This is a genomic window from Cellulomonas sp. ACRRI (assembly GCF_022346185.1).
Taxonomy (GTDB): domain Bacteria; phylum Actinomycetota; class Actinomycetes; order Actinomycetales; family Cellulomonadaceae; genus Cellulomonas.
In genome coordinates this window covers 1-1,718 of sequence record NZ_JAKRMS010000247.1, presented here as the reverse complement: position 1 = coordinate 1,718, position 1,718 = coordinate 1, and the positions used below count along the sequence as shown (strand labels likewise).

The following is a 1,718-nucleotide window of genomic DNA, read 5'->3' as shown; positions in this document are numbered from 1 at the left end:
GGGACGCCGAGCCCGTGACGCCGTCGGCCGCCGAGCCCGAGGAGACGCGGGCGGCCACCGCACGGACCCAGCACTTCGCCTGGGACGCCAGCGGGGCGATCCCGCTGCTCATCGGCGACGGTGAACGCAGCTTCCTCTACCTCTCGGGCACCACGCCCGCCGCCCAGCGCGAGGCCGATGGCACGGTCCGCTACCTGCACACGGACGGCATCGGCTCCGTCCGGATGGTGACGGACGAGGCGGGCGCGGTGGTCGCGGGCACGGACTACCAGCCGTACGGGCAGGCCCTGAGCACAGGGCTGGCCCCGGTCTCCGACGTCTCCGACGTCTCCGAGTTCGGATACGCCGGCGAGCGGACCGACGCCACCGGGCTGCTCTACCTGCGCGCCCGCTGGTACGACACCGCCACCGCATCGTTCCTGAGCGTCGACCCGCTGGTGGAGCTAATCCGCACCGCCTACGGCTACACCCGGGGCAACCCGGTCCAGTACACGGACCCGCTGGGACCGTTCTGGAGCGACCCGCTCTTCTGGGACACGGTCTCGCTCGGGCTCTCGCTCGGAGCACTGGTCCTCGGGGCCACCGGAGTCGGAGCCTGCGTAGCCGCGGGCCTTGCCCTGGGGGCGATGGGCGCTGCCGCCGTCGCGACCACGATGCGCATCCGAGACGGTGAGCCGCTGCTGGACATCGCGCTGAGCGCGGCAGGGGTTGTCCCGGGCCTCGGTGCGTATGGCGCACTCGGAGTCCGGGGGCTCACCAGAGTCGGCGCGCGATACGCCGGAACATTGACGAGAATGACTGGGAGCGGATCGCGCCACGTGGCCAACTCGATCAACACGGCGGGCCGTTGGGCGATCACACCTGGTGCCGCAGGGGGCACCATGGGCCGCGCAATCTGGTGCTATAACTTGGCCTTCTGATGCGAAGCGCAGCACGACCTTACGTCCCGATGCGGCGGCACACTCTGATGTGGCGCTTCTACGCAACCACCCTCGAAGGTGGGTTCCGACTGCTATTCCGCCATCCCAAACCGGACCGCGCTCGTATCCGATCGGGCGCCGAGCGGCAGGTGGACAGCGCCTTTGGCGAGCCTCCGCTCGATCACGGAAACCGGTCGGACGCCTACGGACTCATCGGGTTGCACTTGGGTGCAGTCGCTCTGTCGTTCTTGGCTGTCGTGGGAACGGGTCTCGTGATCAACCCCGAGCCTGGTTCACCGACCTACGAGGTTGTCGGGAAAGTCATCCAGGGTTTCGCCGTCCTTCTCATCTACGCCTGCTCGATTACCTTTCAGGTCGTTTGTGTCCGCGCGGGGTTCTGGCGGCGCGACGAGAAGCGCTGGGAGGCTGCAGGCCGCCCTGAGGGTTGGGTTGCCCGACCCGCGATCGCAACCACACGACATCGACTTTCTGATCGCCCTCGTCCCCACCGCCGCGATCTCGCTGCTCTTGGTGTCCCGATGACGCGAGGAGACAATCTAGCGACGAGTGTCGGAGGCGCCACGGCCATCAGACGTTGACGCAATGTACCCCGGGGAGGGCGTGCCCTGGATCGAGCGGAGCACCATCGTCTGCTACCTGGCCACGATGGCAGCTCGCCTTGCCATCGTCTGGTAGGTCGCAGGGATACGGGCTTCTGAGGTGTGACTTTCCCTTGTTCGGACACCTCGCCTCCCACCTCGCCTCGCCCCGTCAGGTGCCCCGCGTCACCCCGCCAGG

The 1,718-nt window shown here is 68.2% G+C and carries 1 protein-coding gene; it reads left to right on the top strand.

Translation table 11 applies throughout. The features are described 5' to 3' along the window. The coding region (locus tag MHY85_RS20935) for an RHS repeat-associated core domain-containing protein (protein ID WP_239200380.1) at positions 1-920 on the top strand (920 nt) is incomplete at its 5' end. Between the last annotated feature and the right edge of the window lie 798 nt (positions 921-1,718).